Annotated in this window: 19 protein-coding genes; 18 read left to right on the forward strand and 1 reads right to left on the reverse strand. The window is 32.6% G+C overall.

Annotated elements, in window-relative coordinates; translation table 11 throughout:
- The first annotated feature begins 211 nt into the window (after positions 1–211).
- Entirely contained in the window at positions 212–1,042 is an 831-nt protein-coding gene (locus WNY60_RS13640) for a M57 family metalloprotease (RefSeq protein WP_342862689.1), read from the forward strand.
- A gap of 96 nt (positions 1,043–1,138) precedes the next feature.
- Positions 1,139–1,414, forward strand: coding sequence for an ATP-dependent Clp protease adaptor ClpS (locus tag WNY60_RS13645; RefSeq protein WP_145000780.1), 276 nt, complete (start codon positions 1,139–1,141; stop codon positions 1,412–1,414).
- A 46-nt stretch (positions 1,415–1,460) separates the two neighbouring features.
- Here the strand turns inward: WNY60_RS13645 and WNY60_RS13650 are convergent, their stop codons facing one another.
- Entirely contained in the window at positions 1,461–1,664 is a 204-nt protein-coding gene (locus WNY60_RS13650; RefSeq protein ID WP_342862691.1) for a DUF2892 domain-containing protein, read from the reverse strand.
- 284 nt (positions 1,665–1,948) lie between these two features.
- Between WNY60_RS13650 and WNY60_RS13655 the strand changes: the two genes are divergently transcribed.
- From WNY60_RS13655 to WNY60_RS13730, 16 genes are all read left to right on the forward strand, one after another.
- Positions 1,949–3,193 carry a site-specific integrase gene (locus tag WNY60_RS13655; RefSeq protein ID WP_191101276.1) on the forward strand — a complete coding sequence of 415 codons (1,245 nt, stop codon included), beginning with the start codon at positions 1,949–1,951 and terminating at the stop codon, positions 3,191–3,193.
- 2 nt (positions 3,194–3,195) lie between these two features.
- Positions 3,196–4,245 carry a hypothetical protein gene (locus WNY60_RS13660; RefSeq protein ID WP_191101277.1) on the forward strand — a complete coding sequence of 350 codons (1,050 nt, stop codon included), beginning with the start codon at positions 3,196–3,198 and terminating at the stop codon, positions 4,243–4,245.
- Positions 4,246–4,356: 111 nt separating this feature from the next.
- Positions 4,357–4,689, forward strand: a complete 333-nt coding sequence (locus tag WNY60_RS13665; RefSeq protein ID WP_013868959.1) for a helix-turn-helix domain-containing protein — start codon at positions 4,357–4,359, stop codon at positions 4,687–4,689.
- Between the two features lie 72 nt (positions 4,690–4,761).
- A complete protein-coding gene (locus WNY60_RS13670) occupies positions 4,762–5,163 on the forward strand; it encodes a hypothetical protein (RefSeq protein WP_041301242.1) in 402 nt (133 codons plus the stop codon).
- 6 nt (positions 5,164–5,169) lie between these two features.
- Positions 5,170–5,487, forward strand: a complete 318-nt coding sequence (locus WNY60_RS13675) for a hypothetical protein (protein ID WP_191101278.1) — start codon at positions 5,170–5,172, stop codon at positions 5,485–5,487.
- 2 nt (positions 5,488–5,489) lie between these two features.
- Positions 5,490–6,686 (forward strand): primase-helicase family protein, encoded by a 1,197-nt coding sequence (locus WNY60_RS13680; RefSeq protein ID WP_191101279.1) that lies wholly within the window; start codon positions 5,490–5,492, stop codon positions 6,684–6,686.
- Between the two features lie 587 nt (positions 6,687–7,273).
- On the forward strand, positions 7,274–7,585 hold the full coding sequence (locus WNY60_RS13685; protein ID WP_224742434.1) for a DUF6660 family protein: 312 nt from the start codon (positions 7,274–7,276) through the stop codon (positions 7,583–7,585).
- A 92-nt stretch (positions 7,586–7,677) separates the two neighbouring features.
- Positions 7,678–12,012 carry a CusA/CzcA family heavy metal efflux RND transporter gene (locus WNY60_RS13690; RefSeq protein ID WP_191101281.1) on the forward strand — a complete coding sequence of 1,445 codons (4,335 nt, stop codon included), beginning with the start codon at positions 7,678–7,680 and terminating at the stop codon, positions 12,010–12,012.
- Positions 12,013–12,016: 4 nt separating this feature from the next.
- Entirely contained in the window at positions 12,017–13,222 is a 1,206-nt protein-coding gene (locus WNY60_RS13695) for an efflux RND transporter periplasmic adaptor subunit (RefSeq protein ID WP_191101282.1), read from the forward strand.
- 2 nt (positions 13,223–13,224) lie between these two features.
- A complete protein-coding gene (locus tag WNY60_RS13700; RefSeq protein WP_191101283.1) occupies positions 13,225–13,638 on the forward strand; it encodes a transcriptional repressor in 414 nt (137 codons plus the stop codon).
- 56 nt (positions 13,639–13,694) lie between these two features.
- On the forward strand, positions 13,695–14,057 hold the full coding sequence (locus WNY60_RS13705) for a DUF3703 domain-containing protein (RefSeq protein WP_191101284.1): 363 nt from the start codon (positions 13,695–13,697) through the stop codon (positions 14,055–14,057).
- Positions 14,054–16,015, forward strand: coding sequence for a heavy metal translocating P-type ATPase (locus WNY60_RS13710; protein ID WP_191101285.1), 1,962 nt, complete (start codon positions 14,054–14,056; stop codon positions 16,013–16,015). The genes WNY60_RS13705 and WNY60_RS13710 overlap by 4 nt, the downstream gene beginning before the upstream one ends.
- Positions 16,016–16,078: 63 nt before the next feature.
- Entirely contained in the window at positions 16,079–16,492 is a 414-nt protein-coding gene (locus WNY60_RS13715) for a hypothetical protein (protein ID WP_342862693.1), read from the forward strand.
- Between the two features lie 324 nt (positions 16,493–16,816).
- On the forward strand, positions 16,817–20,524 hold the full coding sequence (locus WNY60_RS13720; protein ID WP_342862694.1) for an efflux RND transporter permease subunit: 3,708 nt from the start codon (positions 16,817–16,819) through the stop codon (positions 20,522–20,524).
- Positions 20,521–21,759, forward strand: coding sequence for a TolC family protein (locus WNY60_RS13725; RefSeq protein ID WP_191101287.1), 1,239 nt, complete (start codon positions 20,521–20,523; stop codon positions 21,757–21,759). The genes WNY60_RS13720 and WNY60_RS13725 overlap by 4 nt, the downstream gene beginning before the upstream one ends.
- Positions 21,760–21,845: 86 nt before the next feature.
- Positions 21,846–24,347 carry a heavy metal translocating P-type ATPase gene (locus tag WNY60_RS13730; RefSeq protein WP_342862695.1) on the forward strand — a complete coding sequence of 834 codons (2,502 nt, stop codon included), beginning with the start codon at positions 21,846–21,848 and terminating at the stop codon, positions 24,345–24,347.
- Position 24,348 lies beyond the last annotated feature (1 nt).

Consider the following 24,348-nt stretch of genomic DNA (forward strand, 5'->3'; position numbering starts at 1 on the left):
ATTAAATACATAAAATTTTAACAATTTTATTAAAAATAAACAGAGTCCTGTGGTTAAAACCTCAGGATTCTTCTTTTTTAAACAATTATCTTTGACCTGATAATTATCTCACATAAGATTAATAGCAAAATATCCTTAACCTAATATTTTAAGATTGTGTGAAACATTTTACGTAAAGCAAACCATTTATTAATTTAAAATTCAACCAAATATGAAGAAAATTAAATTTATGGCTTTAGCTAGCCTATGTTTTATTCTAGGATTACAATCATGTCAAAAAAACGAAGACACGATTATAGACGAAGAAGTTGCAGCAAGAGAAGTGTCTGCAGATCTTTTAGCTAAATTGGCAAAAGCACAAATTAATACCGACAATGCTAAAATAGTAGACTTCATGCTTCCTGATGGTTCAACTAAAGAAATGATTGAAGTTGAAGGTGATCTTTTTATGAGCGAAGAAGACATTTTAAACTTAGATGATGATGCTTCAGCATCAGAGCGAAATTATCGTACAAATAATTTAGTGTCACAGGGTAAAACCATTACTATTATTGGATATACAGGTGGTAGTAATGCCTTATCAACCAAAGAGAGAACTGCTTTGCAATGGGCTGTTGATAATTACAATGCGCTAAGCGGAGTTTCAATTTCATTTCAATTATCATTTGGGACTAATTACTCTTCAAAAGACATGGTAGTATATCATAATCCTAGTCAATCTGGAGCAGGAGGATCTGCAGGTTTTCCAAGTAATGGTAATCCGCATAAATTTGTTCAAATTTATGGTTTAGACAACTACGATACTAATGTTGTGGAGCATGTTATTACGCACGAAATTGGTCACTCCATAGGTTTTAGACACACAGATTGGTTTAATAGAGCTAGTTGTGGTCAAAATCAAAATGAAGGAGCAGGATCTATTGGTGCAATAGATTTAGGAGGTAATAATCCAGAGACATCTGTTATGCTAGCATGCTTTAGTAGTGGAGAGGATGGCGAGTTTGGAACTGACGATATCAATGCGCTTCAAATTATGTATTAAAAGTAATATGATATAATTTACAAAAGACTTCTGTGACGACAGAAGTCTTTTTTTATATCTAATATTTTTTTACTTTTATAAAAAAAAATAGTACGTATGAGTACAAAAGAAAAAATACAAGAAGAACACGAGGTAAGTACCTTAGAACAACCTAATAATGAAATTGTTGTTTATAATGACGATGTTAATACGTTTGATCACGTCATAGATACTTTAATTTATGCTTGTGACCATACACCAGAACAAGCAGAGCAATGTACAATTTTGGTACATTATAAAGGACAATGTACAGTTAAGACTGGAGCCTATAAAGAATTAGAACCACGATGTACAATGTTATTAGAAGCAGGATTAAGTGCTGAAATAATTTAAAAAAAAAGAGTCTTTAATTTTAAAGACTCTTTTTTTTTTGTTGTAATTACTTTCGTTTGCACGTGTTTATACCTAATATGGTATAAAGTGGACAAAAATTGATAAAGCTGGTTATTAAAAACATTATTGCAATACCCATTAAAACGTAAGCTAGAGTTCCGGTAATAACATTTAGATAATACAATAGTGCAATTAGTACAGCAACTAATACTCTTAAGCTTTTATCTAAAGCTCCCATATTTTTTTTCATGATAAAAGGTGTTAAGTATCTAAATGTAAGTATAAGTCATAAAAAAAGCAAGCTATAGTAGCTTGCTTTTTTTCCGTGACCTCGACTGGATTCAAACCAGTAACCTCTTGAGCCGTAATCAATAAAACCTACTTATCGTCGCTACATGTTTTGTGTGTAAATACTCTGTAAATCACTGTTTTGAGAGGTTTGTTTACTATTTGTTAATATTTAATAATAGTCTATTACACTATTTTTCTGCAAATTTTCTGCAAATAATATATATTTGCAGAAACATTTATGCCATGGGTTACAATATTTCAATTCGTTTAGATAATCGTAGAAAGAAAAAGTCTGGAATGTATCCAATAAAACTTCGTGTTTATGGAAAAGAAACTCAAAAAGAGAAATGGTATAATTTAGATATTGATTTAACAGAAAAGAAATTTCAAGAAATTTGGTTAAATCCAAACAACAAAAAGTTACGTGGTGAAAATAAAGAATTACGACTGAAACTTCAGGCTATAGAAAATAGAGCTAATGATGAAGCTAGTAAATTGGGTGTTTTTGATTTTAAAAATTTTGAATTTAAGTTGTTTAGAAAATCTTCTGATAAAAATAATCTTCAATTTCACTTTAACGTAGCTATTGAGAATTGTATCAAAAAGAATAAGATAAATACAGCAGAAAGTTTTAAATACACATTAAACTCGTTAGGAACCTTCAGTAATGAAGTTAAAAATTGTCCTATAGAGAAGCTAAAATTTCAACAAATAAATGTTGATTGGTTAAGAGATTACGAGTCTTATATGGTTAAAAAAGGTAAGAGCTATACAACTATAGCAATATACACTAGAACTTTACGGGTTATTTTTAATAATGCAATCGAAGCTAAAGACCTTAACCAAGAGTATTATCCTTTTGGTAAAAGTAAATATCAAATATTACGAACAAAAAAAGTGAAAAAAGCTTTAAACTCTAAAGAACTTAAAGTTTTATTTGATGCTAAACCTGCAAACGAGAATGAATCAAAAGCTAAAGATTTTTGGTTTTTTAGTTTTGCTTGTAATGGCATAAACCCAAAAGATATAGCACTCTTAAAATATTCTGATATTAAAGAGGATAAATTTACTTATTACAGAGCCAAAACTTTTGATAAAAAAGCTGAGAAAACCGAAATCATTATCTACTTAACTGATTTTACAAATAGTATTATAGAAAAGTATGGTAACAAAAATAAAAATAGCTTTGTTTTTGATATTTTGAATGAAAATGATGATGCAAACGAACAGCATAAAAAAATAAAAAACTTTACACGTTATATAAACGATCACATAAAAAGGTTGGCTGTTGCTAATAAATTACCGAGTGATATAAGCTTCTATTATGCTCGACATAGTTTCGCAACCAATTCTTTACGAAAAGGCGCTAGTATGGAATTTATTAGTGAAGCATTAAACCATAGTGATCTAAGCGTAACTAAAAACTATTTTGCTGGTTTTGAAGATGAAGCTAAAAAAGAATTTGCAAACTCAATAATGAATTTTTAAATATGATATATAAAGAAGAGTTTTACGAATTAATTACTATTCTGGCAAGTATTTCACCTTTAAATGCAGACTTAAAACTAGAAGAGATTATAGAGCATACTGCTGTTAAAGAAGAAAAAATTCACCTTCAATTAATCAAAGATTATTTAAATGATGATGAATTATATAGAGAAAAAATAGAAAAGCACTTATCAAATACAGTTGATATTGGGAATAACATAGTTGTTCATACAGATTTAGAACCATTATTTATTTTTGCATCTTTAGAGTTTTTTATATTCGACGAAGTTTTAAATGAGAGTGAGAAAAAAGAGCTCATCTTGAGTTATTTAAATACTTTAAATATTAAATTCGACGGTGATTTTGAGTATGATGATTTTTTAAAATCACAAGAATTAATGACTAAATACAGATTAGTATATCATAAAGAACTCTTTGATTTAGGAGCTGATAATCTGAAAAATTTAGAAATGATAAATGAGATTTTAGACGTTCTTAATTATCAGGAAAATATACTAGTAGGTTTAGATGAAACCTACCAGCAAATTTTTAAAACTTCCAAAAATTTTTTCACTAAAAAAAAAGAATATTTTAAAGATGCATATTTTATTGAAAGTGAATTAAAAAAATCTACATCACACACACCTACTATTAATAATACTTTAGATTATAGTAATTACACAAATGTGTTTAACCAATCCATGCCAATAGAAATAGCTGTTGACCATTTTAAAATCTTTACAGAAAAAAACAGTAAAAACGGTAAACCGTTTCTAACTGAAAAACAATTTGATATATTTATAAAGAAAGCATTTTGTGGAATCCCTAATTTAAAAAAACAGAAGTTCAATATGGCTCCTAAAGGAGAGAGCACTTTAGTTAAATATAGGTTTAGGGAGTTTTATGAAAGTTATTATCAATATTTCGGAACTGGTCAAGTTCTAGATAAATTTGTAGAATTACTTACAGATAACTTCGTTGGATGGAATTTTAAAAATGTTAAGGTTAATTTTGATAAAAAACCTAGTAAAACTATTCAATTACTAAAGTAACTACTTTTTTTACTACTGGTACTACGTTTTTTACTACTGCACTTACGGAAATTATAAATAACCTGTAATTAACCGCTATCATTGATAAATATTAATTTAAAACATTTAAAAATGATAGCATTTGAACAAACGCAACTAGATGTTGCAGAGGTAAAAAGAGACCTCAAAGAATTAAAAGCCTTAATTGAAAAGGCAGAAACGTTATCCCAAACGGATGACCCGCAAACTATTGATGACATTGTTAAGTTTTCTGGTTATACAAAACCAACACTCTATAACTATTGTCAAAAAAACACCATTCCTCACCATAAGAAAAACGGTCGTTTATTCTTCTTCAAGTCCGAGATAATAGAATGGATAAAAGAAGGAAAGCAAAAATGCACAACAGAGCTTGAATCTGATGTCGATACCTTATTGTCTAACCGTAAAAAGAGACTTAAATAATTGAAGGCTTAATAAAAGTTTTCATTTAGAGCGATTTAATCAATCGTTAGTCTAACGTTAAATTAACGCAAAATGGATAGATATACATACAATTGTAATTATTGTGGTGTCGAGTACACTCCAAAAAGAAGGTATAAACAGAAATATTGTAGCAATAGTTGTAGAGTAAACGCCTTTACAAAAAGAAAAAAGGTAACTAGAAATTTACCTACAAAAGAGAATCAAGAAAAACCATCAACAATCAATAAAATGAGTTGGTCTGGTGTAGGAAACGCAGCTGTAGGAACTTTAGCTACAAACATTGTTACAAATATCTTTACTAAAGAAGAAAATAAACCTGCAACAAAAGGAGATATAAAAAAACTAATTAATAAGACTCATCAGGGTGTGATTTTAATCAAAAACCTACCTCCAAGATATGATGGTACTAGAGCTTATTTCGATACAGCTCAGCAAATATTAATTTATAAATAATAAGAAATGGAAAATAATAAAACATATAAGCCAGATGGCTTAAATATAATAGAGGATATACACAAAGACTTATTAAGTCAATATGCAAATGAAAATAATGCGCTTTCAATTAAAAAATTAAGTTACTTAATAGCAAAAATAAAATTGGCAATAGAAGTAATTAACTATAACCCAAGATTGCCACTTTGTCAAATTGAGAAAGAAATAATTAAAATGTGTAAAGTAGATAGTTCAATTCAAGGAGTTGATGTGAAAATTTATTTTACTACAAAATTTGAAAAAATCGATTATTCCAAATTGGCTAGTTTAACAGTAAACGTTTAGTTATGAGTGAAAAATATTTAAGAATAGGTACAGCTTACTTTAAAGAAGTTAATATGCCTTTAAACAGCAAAGACACTATAAAAATGTTGAATCCTTGGTCAAAAAGTGAAATTATAACCGACCATGGTAAGGAGTACATTGAAGATATAAAAAAATATGATGGTTTTTGTTTAATCCCATCGCATACTAATTATAAACGTGTAATTAATGGGTTTTATAATAAATATGAAAAATTAGAACATAAATTTGAAAAAGGTAGTTTTCCAGAAACAGAAAAATTTCTCAAGCATATTTTTGGTGAGCAATATATTTTAGGCTTAGATTACTTAAGTGTTTTATGGCAAAATCCAACACAAGTTTTACCAATTTTGTGTTTAGTAAGTAATGAGCGAAATACAGGTAAAACCACTTTTTTAAATTGGGTAAAATCTATATTCCAAAATAATATGACAATTAATAATAATGAGGATTTTAGAAGTAGATTTAATTCAGATTGGGCTTCAAAGTTAATTATTGCTGTTGATGAAGTTTTATTAGACAAAAGAGAAGATAGTGAAAGGTTGAAAAATCTATCTACTGCAAAAACTTATAAAAGTGAAGCTAAAGGTAAAGATAAAGTTGAGGGAAATTTTTTTGGTAAGTTTATTTTATGTTCCAACAACGAAAAGAATTTTGTTTACATAGATAATTCAGAAGTAAGATACTGGGTTAGAAAAATTATTCCTTTCGATTTATCAAATGACCGACCAGACCTTTTAGAATCGTTAAAAAAAGAGTTACCGCACTTTATCCATTTTATAAACAAAAGAAAGATTTCATGTCCTAGAAAAACAAGAATGTGGTTTACTAAAGAGCAAATTCATACAGAAGCATTAGATATATTAATTAACGGTAATAAAACCTTTATAGATAAAGAATTAGAGCAAATTTTGTCAGATGAGTTTGCCTTGTTTGAAAAAGAAGAATTAAAGTATTCATTGGGTGACTTGGTAGATAAGCTTAGTAAAAATAATATAAGAACCAATTCTTTTAAATTATCTGAGTTAATAAAAAATGAATATAAATTAGAATCTAAGAATAGTACATATACTAAATATTATATGTCAACATCAGTTTCAAACACTCCTATTGTTGAAGAAACAACTCATAGAGGTCGTCATTATACTTTTACTAAACAAATGTTTAAAGAGTTAAGTTGATTTGTTGCAAAACTACTGTAATGCTATGCTAGCTAGTACTTACGGTAATAAACAACTCAACAACATTAAAACAACAATCACACGTTTTCTTATTCTATTACATTGGCTATGTTATTAAACTAAACAACATACTACAACATTTGATTAAACCCACATAACAACATACAACAACAACAACAACAACAACAACAACTTTTTTAATTGTTGCTACATTGTGTACAGCTTGTTTACTCTTAAAACCCTTATTATTCTATTGTTTCAAACAAATTAGCAACAATCAACAACAAGGTCTATTGGCTTTGGTTTTATTTGAGTAAATGAGAAAATGCTTATTATAAGACAATTTACAAGTTTATATAAGAAACGATAATATTTTTACTAGAGAAAAAATATGTAGAAATTAATAAGATGAGTATAATAAAGGAATTAACCAAAGTGATAGGTCACGCGCCTAAATTAGCTCGTGAGGTATGTTGTAAAAGCAATATGCTGAAGCATCTTGAAACTCTAAAAGAGAAAGTAAAGGTTGTGGCTTAAATAAAATAATTGCACAACCATTGCATTTAATAATTTGTATATTTGCTACGATGAAATTTTTAGCATTCATATTAGCTATAACAATGTTAGCATTATCTGCAATGCCTTGTTCTGATGGTCAAAATGTAGAAGACCAACAGCAAGAGGAAATAACTGCTGAACATAATCATCAAGAGGATAGTGACGATTCTTGTCCTGTTACTTGTATTTGTAATTGTTGTGGTATGTCAATTAGCTATGAGCCTTTGGCAATATTTCAGTTATTAACTTTCAATAAAATTCCCACAAAATTAGTGTCTACTTATCAGTCAAATTATAGATTTGATTTCCAATCTAATATTTGGCAACCGCCACAAGCTTAATTCAGTTTTTAAAGGATAGCTATATCCCTTTTTAATGTTTTCACTTTCAGGAAAGCATTTGCATTTTTTTTAACTGAATTAATACATTTTCTATGATTAATAAAATCATTGATTTTTCAATCAATAACAAATTCATTATTGGTTTGCTTACGCTTACCATAATCGGAACAGGTATTTGGAGTATGACCAAAGTGCCAATAGATGCTGTTCCAGATATTACCAATAACCAAGTACAGGTTATAACACAATCCCCCAATTTAAGTACTGAAGATATTGAGCAAATTGTTACTTATCCAATTGAAGTGGCAATGAGCAATCTTCCTGATGTTCAGGAAATAAGGTCAATTTCTCGTTTTGGCTTATCTGTGGTTACTATTGTATTTGATGATGATATGGGAACATATCTACCTCGCCAATTAGTAGCCGAAAAACTAAACGAAGTCAAAGAGCAAATACCTGCTGGATTTGGCGAACCTACAATGGGTCCTATTTCAACAGGTTTAGGAGAGATTTACCAATACACACTAAAAGTTGCACCAGAGTTTAAAGACAAATACAACATTGCAGATTTACGCTCAATGCAAGACTGGATTGTACAGCGTCAAATGGCAATGGTTCCTGGTGTGGTAGAAGTAAACGCTATTGGTGGAAAAATAAAACAATACGAAGTAGCGGTTGACCCAAACGATTTAAATGCTATTGGCCTTACCATTACAGATGTGTTTAATGCACTTGAAGCCAATAATCAAAATACAGGAGGTGCATATATTGAAAAGAACCATCAAGCTAATTTTATTCGTGGTGAAGGCTTGGTGAGAAGTTTAGAGGACATTAAAAAAATCACTGTCAAGAATATTAATAATATACCTGTCACTATTGGTGATATTGCAACAGTACAATTTGGCTCTGCAATTCGTTACGGTGCATTAACCCAAGATGGTGAAGGAGAAGTTGTAGGTGGATTGGTAATGATGCTAAAAGGAGCTAATTCCAATGATGTTATTGCCAATGTAAAAGAGCGAATGACTCAAATTGAAAAGTCGTTACCAGAAGGCATAATTATTGAACCATTATTAGACCGAAGTAAATTAATTGGCGAAACAACTTCTACAGTAACAACTAACCTTATTGAAGGTGCATTAATCGTCATTTTTGTGTTGGTCTTTTTGTTAGGTAATTGGCGAGGAGGTTTAATAGTTGCCTCTACTATTCCATTATCCTTATTATTCGCTTTTATTTTAATGAATGTTTTTGATGTTTGGGTAAACCTAATGAGTTTAGGAGCAATTGATTTCGGAATCATTGTAGATGGTGCTGTAATTATTGTTGAAAGCACTGTTTTTCTTATAGCATCACAAGTTTTGAAAAAGAAACAACTTACATCTAAAGAAAGAGATAAAGTTGCTTCTAATGCTTCAAAAAAGATGATGAATGCTGCCTTCTTCGGTCAGTTGATTATCCTTATAGTTTTTCTACCCATTTTAGCCTTACAAGGTATTGAAGGAAAGATGTTTAAACCAATGGCTTTGACTTTTATTTTTGCTATGATTGGTGCAATGGTACTTTGTTTAACCTATGTGCCTATGATGTCAGCTCTAATATTAAGAGCACCAAAAAATGATAATAAATCCTATGGAGATAGATTTGTACATTGGGTTGAAGACAAATACCAACCCTTATTGGTTAGAGCCTTGCGAAAAGGGAAATGGGTAATTGGTATTGCAGTTGTGTTGTTCGGAATAACCGTTTTTATGTTTTCAAGAATGGGTGGCGAGTTCATTCCGCAACTCGATGAAGGCGATATTGCATTTCACGCTATTTTAAAACCAGGTAGTTCACTTACAGAAACTATTGAAACTACTACCAAAATAGAACAAATAGTAAAAGCAAAATTTCCAGAAGTCGATAAAATTGTGAGTCGTATTGGTGTTGCCGAAATTCCAACCGACCCGATGCCTATGGATATTGCCGATGTTTTTGTAATCCTGAAACCTAAAAGTGAATGGACTACAATAGAATCAAAAGATGAATTGATTGAAGCAATGAAAGAAGCAGTTGAAATGGTTCCTGGTGTTAATTATGAGTTTACACAACCTATTGAAATGCGTTTTAACGAGTTATTAGAAGGTGTTCGTGAAGATATTGCCATAAAACTTTATGGTGAAGACATTGACATTCTATCTCAAAAAGCCGAAGAAATATCTAAAATTATCGCAGGTACTGAAGGTATTGGCGATATGAAAGCGGAAGCCACAACAGGTTTGCCACAAATGACAATCAATTACAACAGGAATAAATTGGCGCAATATGGACTTCAAATAAATACGCTTAATCAAACCGTACAATCTGCATTTGCAGGTGGTACAGCAGGTGTGATTTTTGAAGGTGAAAAACGCTTCGATTTAGTAGTACGATTAAGTGATCAAAACCGTAAGGATATTTCAGATGTTCAAAACCTGTATATCAATTTACCTTCAGGTGCTCAAATTCCTTTGCGTGAAATTGCAGATGTAAGCTACAAAGCAGGACCAATGCAAATAAGTAGAGACAATACTAATCGAAGAACCTATGTAGGGATAAATGTAAGAGGACGTGATGTAAAATCGCTGGTCACTGAAATAAAGTCAAAATTAGATGCACAACTGGAATTACCATCAGGTTATTTTATTCGATATGGTGGTGCATTTGAAAATCTGGAACGTGCCAGCAACCGATTACAAACCGTTGTGCCTATCGCCTTATTACTCATATTTATACTAATATACTTTGCATTAAAATCACTACCTCAAACCTTAATGATTTATATAGCCATCCCAATGGCAACTATTGGTGGTGTTGTAGCCTTATGGTTGCGTGATATGCCATTTAGTATTTCGGCAGGTGTTGGTTTTATTGTGTTGTTTGGTGTTGCGGTATTAAATGGATTGGTAATGATAAGTGGACTCAACGAATTAAAAGACGAAGGTGTAACTAATTTAAAGGATAGAATAGTTGAAGGTACTAAACGAAGAATCAGACCTATTATGCTAACTGCTTTTACAGATGTATTAGGCTTTCTACCAATGGCTATTTCATCATCAGCTGGTGCAGAAGTACAACGTCCTTTGGCAACTGTAGTTATTGGTGGATTATTAACTTCAACTTTGCTTACCTTATTTGTTTTACCAATTTTATATCATTGGGTAGAAAACAAATATTTTACGTTTAAGCCAAATAAAAAGTTAGTAACAGCAACAGCAGTTGTATTATTACTATTTGGTTTTTCACCACAAAGTAATGCACAAGAGTTGAATGATACAATTCCCGAAATTTCATTACAGGAAGCTGTTAAACTCGCAAAAAGTAATTATCCATTATTGAAGCAAAAGCAGTTGGAAATTACAAAACAAGAACAATTAAAATCGACTGCCTATGATTTCGGAACGACTCAAATTTTTACAGGTGGAGAAGAAATTGATAATGGAAATGGCATCTATACAACCATTGGTATTGGTCAATCAAATATCGATGTATTTGGCATTGGTTCTAAAAAGAAGCTACAAGAACAACGCATTCAATTGGCACAAAAAGCCTTTCAACTTTCCGAGTTGGAATTAGAATTGGAAGTTAAAAAAGCTTGGTCTAATTGCTATCAAATGAAACAAAACTATGATTTGTATAAGGAATTGGATTCCATTTATTCCAAATTCGAGCAAGCAGTAGCTTTAAATTATGAAGTCGAAGCTATTTCTAAATTAGAATATTCGGCAGCAAAAAATCAAGCGTTTCAAATTCAGAATAAAAAAGCGCAAGCCTATAGTAATTATCTTATTGCCTTACAGCAATTCAATTTGTGGTTGGTATCAGAAGAAATTTTTACAGTTTCAGATGAATTTGAGGTAGCGATAGATAGTGATATGGAAACGTTCAGTATTGAAAGTCATCCATTGTACAGTATGTCGCAGAACATTGTAGATGAAGCGGAAGCTAAATATAAAGCTGCAAAAGCAGATAATTTGCCAAAGTTCAATCTTCAAGGTGGTATACAGAAAGTAAATGGCAATTCAGGATTTTACACCTATCAAGCAGGAATTTCAATTCCGTTTTTATCAGGTACTAACAAAGCACAAGTTAGAAGTGCTAGAATTGATAAAGAAATAGCAGAAACCAATGTAGCGTTCAAAAAACAGGAAGTACAATCAAGGTTTGTTCAGGCTAAAGAAAATTATATGAAATGGAAAACATCTTGGGAGTTTTACAAAGACCAAGTTTTACCATTAACAAAAGAGCAAAAAACAGGTGCATTACTGGCATATAGAGAAGGCGAAATTGATTATACTGCATTTACGCAGTTGATAAAAGAAGCAATTCAATCGGAACTGGAAGCACAGACTGCATTAGTAAACTATTTAGAAAGCACATTTCAATTACAATATTTTAATAAATAAGACAATGAAAAACAAAATATATAAAATCCTTACCGTAATCGTGTTAGCCATATTTGTTTCAGCTTGCGGAAATAAAGAAAATCATAACGAGAATGATGGTCATTCCCACGATGAGGAAGAAAAAACAGAAGTTAACGAAGAGCATCACGATGAAGACGAAGTAATGCTTTCACAACAGCAATTCGATGCATTGAAAATGAAAATAGATACGTTAGCATTACGTAATATGAGCGGCTATGTAGAAGCAAACGGAACGTTAGAAGTACCACCACAAAACGAAGCAGCTATTACTACTGTTGTTGGTGCAAATGTCGTTTCAATTGAAGTGGTTGAAGGTGATAAGGTTAATAAAGGTCAAGTTGTGGCTTATCTATCGCACCCAAATATCATACAAGCGCAAACGGATTATTTAAACGCTTATAGCAATAGCGAGCTTGCAAAGAAAAATTATGAACGTCAACAAAAATTATACGATGCTAGTGTTGGTTCTGGTGCTAATTTCCAGAAAGCAGAAGCAGAATATCAAGTATCAAAAGCAATGGTTAATGGTTTAGAAGCGCAATTAAGAATACTCAACGTTAACACTACATCAGTTCGCAATGGAACAATTGCACAGCGCATAGCATTGCGAAGTCCAATAGAAGGCTTTGTGCAAAAAGTTGAAGTAAAAACAGGTCAATATGTAGAGCCACAAACCGAATTATTTGAAATTGTAAATACGCATCACGTTCACGCCGATTTAATGGTTTTTGAAAAAGATGTTTATAAAGTACAGAAAGGTCAGAAAGTTAACTTTACGGTACAATCCATACCAAATGCAGAGCTTATCGCAGAAATCTATTCCGTAAGCAAAACCTTTGAGGACAACCCAAAAGCAGTCCACGTTCACGCAGAAATAGAAAACAAAAAAGGTAACTTAATTCCTGGTATGTATATTCAAGGTAAAATTCAAGTAGATAATACCCAAACAAAAGCTTTACCAGAAAGTGCAATTATAAAAGAAGGCGAAAGATATTATGTGTTTTCAGTAGAAAAAGAAAATGACGATTGGAGCTTTAAACCTATCGAAGTTGTGTTAGGCACTAAAGATGGTGATTGGGTATCGGTTCAATTTACTGAAAACATAGAAAGTAATACAAAATTTGCTTATAACAATGCTTATTATCTTAACGCAGAAATGAAAAAAGGAGAAGCAGAACACGCACATTAATTATGGAAACAATAGAACAAGTATTAGAGTCAAAAAATATTCGTGTTACAGCAATGCGTTTGCTTATATATAAGTTTCTTGCAGAAAAAGAGGTCGCTGTTACTTTAAGTGATATTGAAAATGCTTTCGCAAAAGCAGACAGAACCACTTTATACAGAACTATTAAAACCTTTGAAGAAAAGGCTATTGTGCATCAAATAGACGATGGTACAGGGATTACAAAATATGCATTATGTGAAAAGGGATGTAATTGTGAAATTGAAACCGATTTGCACTTACATTTCCATTGTAATAATTGCAATGAAACCATTTGCTTAACAGAACATAAAATACCTCAAATAAAAGTGCCAGATGGTTTTGTGTCAGAGAATGTAAATTTGGTGGTAAAAGGTATTTGCGATAAGTGTAGTGTCTAATTATTGCACTTCCATTGCACTTACTATTAAAGTACATTTATCCAAAATTAGAGGATATGAAGTTTAATACTAAAATACCTAAAAATCTAAAACAGGCGTATAACGAAGAAATAAAACAATACAGTTTCTGTTTAGAAAATAAACAATTTGGTGATGCTTGGTATCATTTAGAACGTAGTCATATAATAGGACAATCTTATCCTATAGAACATACCTATTCACATTGGCTTATGCTAAAGTTTGGATTTAGACAAAAAGATACTAAAGAAGTAATAGGTCAAATAATTAGGTTGCTTGTGGGTGGCTGGAAATCATTTATAAATCACGTTCCACTTGGTAATACAGGTGGAGCAAACGTGCCACCATTAAAACGAATGCCTATTCCCAATGACATTGAAAAATTATTAGATATTAAATGAAAAAAAAGAAAGTCAATTTAAAAGATTTAAAACCAAATTCAGAAGAACAACATTCTCACGATGATGGTCACGACCACGGAAATGGAAGTGCATTCAAAACATACATTCCTGCTATTATAAGTTTTGTTATGTTAATGGTAGGTATCGCTGTAGATTATTTTGATACCATTCCTCAATTTGAAGGATGGATTCGAGTAGTTTGGTACACTTTAGCATATATTCCTGTTGGATTTCCAGTAATTAAAGAAGGATGGAAAAGTCTTATAAAAGGCGATGTTTTTACCGAGTTCTTTTTAATGTCTATTGCTACAATTGGTGCATTTATAATTGGTGAATATCCAGAAGGTGTTGCAGTAATGCTATTTTATGCAGTAGGTGAATTATTTCAAAACGCAGCAGTAAATAGAGCAAAAGGAAATATAAAAGCATTATTGGATGTTAGGCCAAAAGAAGCCAATGTATTTCGTGATGGTGATTATGTTAGTGTGTCGCCAGAAGCTGTAAATATTGGAGAGAAAATTCAAATTCGTGTAGGCGAAAAAATTCCATTGGATGGTATTTTATTATCCGAAAAAGCATCTTTAAATACAGCAGCATTAACAGGCGAAAGCAAACCAGATTCTATTCAGAAAGAAGCCAAGGTTTACGCAGGTAGTATTAATTTAGAAAGCGTTATTGAAGTTGAGGTAACCAATAAGTTTGAAGACAGTTCTATTGCGAGAATATTAGACTTGGTTCAAAATGCTACAGCACGTAAATCTAAAACAGAATTGTTTATCAGACAGTTTGCTCGTATCTACACACCAATTGTAGTGTTTTTAGCTTTTGGTGTTACTTTTATACCTTACTTTTTTGTAGATGATTATGTCTTTAGAGATTGGTTATACAGAGCATTAATTTTCTTGGTAATATCTTGTCCTTGTGCGTTAGTGATTTCAATTCCATTAGGTTATTTCGGTGGATTGGGAGCAGCTTCAAAAAATGGAATATTATTTAAAGGTGCTTCATTTTTAGATGCAATGACCAAGATAAATACTTTGGTAATGGACAAAACAGGAACCGTTACCAAAGGTGTTTTTAAAATCAAAGAAGTAAAAGCAATCGGTTGGAATGAAACCGAATTTATGCAATACTTAATGGCGATGGAAGAACAATCCACACATCCAATTGCTAAAGCAATTTTAGAGTATAAGGCTGAAGGAGAGGATTTTGAAGCACAAGACGTTTCTGAAATTGCAGGTAAAGGTTTAAAAGGCATTGTAAATGGTAAAACAGTTTTAGTAGGAAATAAAGCCTTAATGACTACTAATAATATTGATGTTCCATCTGAAACGGAATCTATTGTAGAATCGATAGTATTAGTTGCAATCGATAATCAATTTGCAGGTTATGTAGTCATAGCAGATGAATTAAAGGAAGATGCAAAAGAAACTATTACAGCATTACACAAAGTAGGCATTAAAAATATTATGATGCTTTCCGGTGATAAAGATTCCATTACGCAACAAGTCGCTAAAGAGTTGAACATCGAAAATGCTAAAGGTGGTTTGCTACCAGAAGATAAATTAAACGAAGTAGAAATTTTAAAGAAAAATCCTGAAAACAAAATAGCCTTTATAGGTGATGGTATTAACGATACACCAGTTTTAGCAGCGAGTAACGTTGGTATTGCAATGGGTGGTTTAGGTAGTGATGTAGCTATTGAAACAGCAGACGTTATCATTCAAACCGACCAACCTTCAAAAGTTGTAAGAGCAATAAAAATAAGTCGTTCCACACGAAAAATTGTTTGGCAGAATATCATTTTAGCATTTGGTGTTAAAGTCATTGTCTTGATTTTGGGAGCAGGTGGTTTAGCTACAATGTGGGAAGCAGTTTTTGCAGATGTAGGAGTAGCATTATTAGCAATTTTGAATGCAGTTAGATTACAACGTATGAGTTGGGATTTAGCAGATTAGTCAATTAAACTTCTGTTAAATAAAATCAATAGTTGTAAAATTTTTATACATTTGCAATTAGATATGAAGCAAATTTTCCATAAAATAATGTCTTTAGCAATGGCTTTTGTAGTGTTATTCTCTATAATGTCATTTACTGTGAATATGCATTATTGTGGAGATACTTTAGTAGAAACGGCTATTTTCCATAAAGCCAAAGGTTGCGGTATGGAAATGGAAAAACCTTCAACTGATGGTTGTTCAATCACCAAGAAAAATTGTTGTGATGAGGAACAATTAGTTGTCGATGGTCAAGATGAATTACAATTGCAAGTTGACAAAATCTCATTTGATCAACAGGTATTTATCGCTTCATTTGTTTACACTTACATTAACCTTTTTGAAGGTTTAGATAACAATGTATCTTCTTTTGAAGAATACGAACCACCACTCGTCATAAAGCAAATCTTCAAGATTGACGAGACTTATTTAATTTGATTTTTAAACAATAGACTCTTTTATCCTATGACAGCAATGTTGTAAGGATAATTTGCTGTATTCGGTGTTTTCTTAATACCGAATGAATTTTAAAATGATTGATAGTGAATTTGAATTATATTTTCTTTAGATGAAATAGAAAATATAAGCATAGCCAAAGTTACGGTTCTATTTTATATTGAAATATAAAGGAAATAGAACTGCGAAGCACATTACGAACACCTATTTATGCTATAGAATAGATGTGAGTAAACTAATTCAATCGATTATTTTGAAGTTTATCAGGTATTCTACCAATGTCTAACTGTTTAATAATCAAATTTTATGCTTAATAAAGCAATCAAATTTCTCATCGAGAATAAACTCGTTGCAGTACTACTTCTCGTCCTTTTCGTAGGATGGGGAACAGTAAATGCACCTTTTAATTGGGATACAGGATTTTTACCAAGTAATCCTGTGGCTGTTGATGCCATTCCGGATATTGGAGAAAATCAACAAATTGTATTTACAAAGTGGGATGGTCGTTCGCCACAAGATATAGAAGATCAAATTACATATCCATTAACCACATCCTTGTTAGGGATTCCTGGAGTAAAAACCATTCGTAGTTCTTCTATGTTCGGCTTTTCAAGTATCTATATTATTTTTGAAGAAGACATCGAATTTTACTGGAGTAGAAGTCGTATTCTCGAAAAACTTAATTCCTTACCAAGTGGTTTATTACCCGAAGGTGTTAATCCTGCATTGGGTCCAGATGCCACAGGATTAGGACAAATATTTTGGTACACGCTTGAAGGTCGTGACGACAACGGAAATGTAACTGGTGGTTGGGATTTGCAAGAGTTACGCAGTATTCAGGATTACTATGTAAAGTATGCGCTGTCCTCTGCAAGTGGTGTATCTGAAGTTGCATCTATTGGTGGTTATGTACAGGAATACCAAGTAGATGTGAATCCAGAATTGATGCGTCAATACGACATTGGTTTAAACCAAGTTGTAAAAGCAGTTAAGGAAAGCAATAAAGACATTGGTGCACAAACATTGGAAATTAACCAAGCCGAATATTTAGTTCGTGGTTTGGGTTATGTGAAATCCATTTCAGACATTGAAAATGCAGTAGTTACTTCCGAAGATTACACTTCTATTAAGATAAAGGATATTGGTAAAGTTTCATTAGGTCCTGCAACAAGACGTGGTTTATTAGATAAAGAAGGTGCAGAGGTTGTTGGTGCAGTTGTGGTAGCTCGTTATGGAGCAAACCCAATGGAAGTCATTAATAACGTAAAGGAAAAAATTAATGAATTAAGTGCAGGATTACCTTCAAAAATTTTGGCAGATGGAAGAACATCGCAAGTAACCATAGTGCCTTTTTATGACAGAACAGAACTGATACAAGAAACTTTAGGTACACTCAATGAAGCCTTAACTCTTGAAATATTGATTACCATTTTAGTAATAATTATTATGGTGTTTAATCTTCGAGCTTCCGTACTAATTTCTGGACTATTACCTGTTGCAGTTTTAATGGTATTTATTGCAATGAAACTCTTTGGTGTAGATGCCAACATTGTCGCTTTATCAGGTATTGCTATTGCTATTGGTACAATGGTCGATGTTGGTGTCATACTATCAGAAAATATTATTCGGCATTTAGATGAAGATGATGGAAATCAATCCATTAACACAGTAGTATATAACGCAACATCCGAAGTTTCAGGCGCAATCGTAACGGCAGTTATGACTACGATTATCAGTTTTATTCCTGTTTTTACAATGATAGGTGCTGAAGGTAAATTATTCAGACCATTAGCCTTTACAAAAACCTTTGCATTAACAGCTTCTATAATAGTAGCGTTATTTTTAATTCCACCGTTTGCTGCATTTTTATTCAGAAAGAAAAACATTAAAAACACTTTTAAATATGTTTTAAATGGCGTTTTAATAGCATTCGGAATCGTAGCAATAGTCTATGGATATTGGTTAGGATTGATTTTGATAGCGTTTGGAATTACAGCAGGTTTCAATCTTCAAAGTAAGATAACAGACAAGCAAGCTAATCTTATCAATATCATTATTTCAGTATCAGCTATTGTGTTCTTGTTAGCCGAATATTGGAGACCGTTAGGCGTTGATAAAAGCATTTTTTGGAATCTCATTTTTGTGAGTGTTATTTGCTTTGGTTTATTAGGTGCTTTCTCATTATTCATCAAATATTACACACGCATTTTAAGATGGTGTTTAGATAATAAGTTACTATTTCTTTCAATTCCGACTGCAATTGTAATTGCTGGTTTTTTCATTATGAAAAACACAGGTAAAGAGTTTATGCCCTCATTAAATGAAGGCTCATTTTTACTAATGCCAACCTCGATGCCACATTCTGGTGTAGAAGAAAACAAACGTGTTTTACAGCAATTGGATATGGCTGTCGCCAGTATTCCAGAGATTGAAACCGTAGTTGGTAAAGCAGGTCGTACAGAATCAGCTTTAGACCCAGCACCACTTTCAATGTATGAAAATATCATTCAGTACAAACCAGAATATATGCTGAATGAAAACGGAGTACGCCAACGCTACAAAATAAATGATGATGGCTTCTTTGAATTGAAGGATGGTCGTTTGGTTTCTAATCCTAATAATTCCGAAAACATCATTTTTAGCACTATAAAAAGGTCTCAATTAATTGAAGATGATGATGGCGAGTACTATCGTAACTGGCGACCAAAAATTGAATCACCAGACGATATTTGGAATGAAATCGTAAGAGTTACAAAGTTACCAGGTGTTACATCTGCACCAAAACTACAACCTATTGAAACCCGATTGGTAATGCTTCAAACAGGAATGCGAGCACCAATGGGAATTAAAGTAAAAGGTCAAGACTTAAAGCAGATTGAAGCGTTTGGTGTGCAATTAGAAAACATTATCAAGGAAGCTGAAGGTGTTAAAAAAGAAGCTGTTTTTGCAGACCGTATCGTAGGGAAACCCTATTTGTTAATTGATATTGATAGAGAAAAAATTGCACGTTATGGTATTTCAATACAAGATGTACAAGATGTACTTAAAGTTGCAGTTGGAGGAATGGTATTAACCCAAACCGTTGAAGGTAGAGAGCGATATGGTGTTCGAGTACGATACCCAAGAGAATTAAGAGCTAATCCAACCGATTTACAACAGATTTATGTGCCTGTTGAAAAAGGAAGTCCTGTGCCATTAAGCGAATTGGCAACCATTCGCTATGAACAAGGTCCACAAGTAATTAAAAGTGAAGATACCTTTTTGGTAGGTTATGTACTGTTTGACAAATTGGATGGCTTTGCAGAAGTAAGCGTTGTTGAAAATGCACAAGCACTAATCCAAGAAAAGATAGATTCTGGCGAACTGGTAGTGCCAAAAGGAATCAATTATGCATTCACAGGAACTTATGAAAATCAGTTACGAGCAGAAAAAACCTTATCGGTTGTTGTACCGTTAGCATTGGCCATCATTTTCTTAATTCTGTATTTTCAATTCCGTTCTGTAGGGACATCACTAATGGTATTCACAGGTATCGCAGTAGCGTTTGCAGGTGGTTTTATAATGATTTGGCTCTATGGTCAAGGTTGGTTTTTAAACTTCAATTTCTTTGGTGAAAACCTACGCGATTTATTCCAAATGCACCCAATCAATTTAAGTGTTGCAGTTTGGGTTGGGTTTATTGCACTCTTCGGTATAGCAACCGATGATGGTGTAGTAATGGCAACTTATTTAACCCAAACATTCGATAGAAACACACCAGAAAATAAAAAAGAAATTAGAGCATCCATAGTGGAAGCAGGTGAAAAACGAATCAGACCGTGTTTAATGACTACAGCTACAACCATTTTAGCATTATTACCAATACTTACATCAACAGGACGAGGAAGCGACATTATGATACCTATGGCAATACCAAGTTTTGGTGGAATGCTTATAGCCTTAATAACCTTATTTGTAGTTCCAGTATTATATAGCTGGAAAGCGGAAGTTCAACTTAAAAGAACTGTAAAATGAAACAGATAAAATCACACATAAAAACAGTCTTTATTCTTTGTTCGTTATTCTTGAGTCTCTTTGCAAATGCACAGCAATTAGAAACGTTAATCAATGAAGCAGTAGCGAACAACCCAGAGATTCAAAAGTTTGAGTTACAATACAAAAGAGCTTCTGAAAAAGTAAACGAAGTCAATACCATTCCTAATACCGAATTTGGTGTTGGTTACTTTGCAAGTGAACCAGAAACACGAACAGGTGCACAACGCTTTAAGGTATCTGCTAAACAAATGTTACCGTGGTTCGGAACCATTTCTTCGAGAGAAAACTATGTAAGTTCATTGGCAGATGCTAAATACGAGGACATTGTTATCGCAAAGCGAAAACTAATGACTTCGGTATCACAATCCTATTATAATCTATACGCCAACAAAGCAAAGCAAGAGGTCTTAACTGAAAACATTAAACTATTAGAAACTTATGAGACGTTGGCATTAACTTCTGTTGAGGTTGGTAAAGCATCCGCAGTAGATGTGTTGCGCTTGCAAATGCGTCAAAACGAAATGCAACAATTACAAGAGGTATTGCAACAACAATTTTTAGCAGAACAAACTAACTTCAATAATCTATTGAATAGAGATAATGATGTTACCGTGAATGTGGTAGATAGTTTACTGATACCTTCAGAAGATTTTGAAATCACTACTGAAAATTTAGCATTACATCCTGAATTACTGAAATATGATAAACTGTATCAATCCATAGAACAATCCGAATTGTTGAATCGAAAAGAAAGTAGTCCAATGATTGGTTTCGGATTAGATTATATCAATGTTTCCGAAAGACCAAATATGGATTTTAGTGATAACGGAAAGGATATTGTAATGCCAATGGTTTCGGTATCTATCCCAATTTTCAATAAGAAATATAAATCCCAAACCAAACAAAATGAGTTGCAACAGCAAGAAATTACTGCTCAAAAACAGGAGCGTTTAAATGCTTTGGAAACACTTTTAGATAAAGCGATTAACGAACGCATTTCTGCAAGAATAAGTTATGCTACCCAAACCAAAAACCTAAAGCAAGCTAAAGATGCAGAAGACATTTTAATCAAAAGCTACGAAACAGGAACGATTGATTTTAATGATGTTTTGGATATTCAAGAGTTGCAGCTAAAGTTTCAAATGAACCAAATAGAATCTGTGAAGACCTACTATGTGCAAAGTACAATCATTAATTATTTAACACAGCAATAATGAAATGAGCGGATGTATTATTATAAAACTATTCAAGATTTTAAAAAGCGAATTACATCTGACCATTAAAAAATAAATAACAACAGATGAAACACACATATCACATACACGGAATGACTTGCAACGGTTGTCGCAGTCACGTTGAAGAAACGCTCTCTAAAATAGAACGTGTTTCAAAAGCAACAGTCGATTTAGATAAGGCAGAAGCTACCATCGAGATGGAATCGCATATTCCCATAGAAACTTTTCAAGAAGCCTTAAAAAAGGATGGTGATAGATACAGTATTCATAAACAAGGTGAACAACATCAGCATTCAAATGATAAAAAGAAAGAGCAACCCAAAGGAAAAGGCACAGGCACATTTTATTGTCCTATGCATTGCGAAGGCGATAAAACTTATGATGCACCAGGCGATTGTCCTGTTTGCGGAATGGATTTGGTGGAAGAACAAAATCTATCAGCAACTTCAAAGGAACAATGGACGTGTCCTATGCATCCAGAAATTGTCAAAGACGAAGCAGGTTCGTGTCCTATTTGTGGGATGGATTTAGTGCCAATGGAAGCAGATAGTTCAGCAGAAGAAAAAACATATAAGAAGCTATTAAAGAAATTTTGGATAGCATCTGTATTCACATTACCTATTTTCTTAATTGCTATGAGCGAAATGCTTAATAACAATCCATTGTATGATATAATGGAACAGAAAAATTGGAATTGGATTCAATTTGCACTATCCATTCCAGTTGTTTTTTATGCTACTTGGATGTTCTTTGAGCGTGCTTATAAAAGCATAAAAACGTGGAATCTCAATATGTTTACACTCATTGGAATCGGTGCAGGTGTGGCTTGGTTATTTAGTGTATTTGGGATGTTGTTTCCAGATGTATTTCCTGAACAATTTAAAACTGAATCAGGTGCAGTTCACGTCTATTTTGAAGCAGCAACAGTTATTCTAACGTTAGTGCTTTTAGGTCAGTTGTTAGAAGCTCGTGCGCATAGTAAAACCAATTCGGCAGTAAAAGAGTTACTAAAGTTAGCACCTAATAAAGCCATAAAAATAGTAGATGGTGAAGAAATTGAAGTCAGTATTGACGAGATAGAATTAAATGATATTCTAAAAGTGAAACCAGGAGATAAAATTCCTGTGGATGGTGTGATAACTGAAGGCGAAACAACTATTGACGAATCTATGATTACAGGAGAACCTATTCCTGTAAACAAATCTCAAGAAGATAAAGTAAGTAGCGGAACAATTAATGGTAATCAATCCTTTTTAATGAAAGCCGAAAAGGTAGGAAGTGACACGCTATTATCGCAAATCATTCATATGGTTAATGATGCCAGTAGAAGTCGCGCACCTATTCAAAATTTAGCAGATAAAGTTTCAGGTTATTTTGTGCCAGTTGTAGTTCTTATTTCTATTATCACTTTTATTATATGGTCAATTTGGGGACCAGAACCAGTTTATGTGTATGCGTTTGTAAATGCGATTGCAGTACTAATCATTGCGTGTCCTTGTGCTTTAGGTTTAGCAACACCAATGTCTGTAATGGTTGGTGTGGGTAAAGGTGCTCAAAATGGTGTATTGATTAAAAATGCTGAAGCTCTTGAAAAAATGGATAAGGTAAATACGCTTATCGTTGACAAGACAGGAACAATTACCGAAGGAAAGCCAACAGTTGAAACCGTTGGTGCTTTTAATGATGCTTTAAGCGAAAAAGAAGTGCTACAATACATCGTGTCATTAAATACCAATAGCGAACATCCTTTAGCAGAAGCGACAGTTAAATATGGCAAAGAACACAACGCAGAAATTTTAAAGTCCAAAGATTTTAGTGCAGTCACAGGAAAAGGTGTTGAAGCGACCATAAAAGATAAAAAAGTAGCATTAGGTAATCCTAAAATGATGGAATATGCCAAAGCAGATATTATCTCTAAAATGAAAGACGAAGCTAAATCTTACCAAAAACAGGGTAAAACAGTTTCTTATTTGTCAATAGATAAAACCGTAGTTGGATATGTAGTTATAGGCGATAAGATAAAAGAAACAAGTGCTAAAGCGATTAAAGCACTTCAAGATAAAGGGATAGATGTAATAATGCTAACAGGTGATAATCACGATACAGCACAAGCAGTAGCATCAGAACTAAATCTTGCAGATTTTAAAGCCAGTATGCTACCAGAAGACAAACTCAAAGAAGTAGAGAAACTACAAAAAAATGGAAAAGTAGTTGCTATGGCAGGTGATGGAATTAATGATGCACCAGCATTGGCAAAAAGTGATGTAGGTATTGCAATGGGAACAGGAACAGATGTAGCGATAGAAAGTGCTATGATAACTTTAGTAAAAGGCGATTTACACGGTATTGTAAAAGCAAAAAAATTGAGTAATGCTGTAATGAAGAACATTAAGCAAAACCTATTTTTTGCACTTATCTACAACACTTTAGGTGTACCTATTGCAGCAGGTGTGTTGTTTCCATTCTTCGGAATACTACTCTCGCCAATGATAGCAGCTTTAGCAATGAGTTTTAGTTCGGTTTCGGTAATAGGTAACGCACTACGATTAAGAACAATTAAAGTATAAC

The organism is Olleya sp. AS48 (assembly GCF_038900355.1).
Classification (GTDB): domain Bacteria; phylum Bacteroidota; class Bacteroidia; order Flavobacteriales; family Flavobacteriaceae; genus Olleya.